Source organism: Burkholderia sp. A2 (assembly GCF_001729305.1).
Classification (GTDB): Bacteria; Pseudomonadota; Gammaproteobacteria; order Burkholderiales; family Burkholderiaceae; genus Burkholderia; species Burkholderia sola.
This window is the reverse complement of the sequence record NZ_LZXX01000047.1, coordinates 619-1,001: the sequence shown is the minus strand read 5'-3', so window position 1 is coordinate 1,001 and position 383 is coordinate 619. Positions and strand designations below refer to the sequence as shown.

Annotated in this window: 1 protein-coding gene; it reads left to right on the top strand. The window is 66.8% G+C overall.

From position 1 onward, the window contains the following. A partial coding sequence (locus tag A9Z05_RS37505) for a serine O-acetyltransferase (protein WP_371090591.1) occupies nucleotides 1-383 on the top strand: 383 nt, incomplete at both ends.

The window sequence follows — 383 nt, the reverse complement described above, 5'->3', positions numbered from 1 at the left end:
ACGCTGCGCGTGCTGTCCGAGCAGATTCGCCGCGCGCTGCCGTTTCTGCCCGAGCATGTCGATACGCCGTTCGCCGAGCTCGACGAACGCGCGTTCGAGATCGCACGTGAATTCGGCCGGCAGTTGCCGGCGATCCGTGCGCTACTCGTCAGCGACATCCAGGCCGCCTACGCGGGCGATCCGGCCGCGCAGCACATCACCGAGATCCTGCTGTGCTATCCCGGCGTGTTCGCGATGATGCACCATCGGCTCGCGCACGCGCTGCACCAGCTTGGTGTGCCGCTGCTCGCGCGGTTCATCAATGAAATCGCGCACTCGGCCACCGGCATCGACATTCACCCGGGCGCGCGGATCGGCCCGAGCTTCTTCATCGACCACGGCAC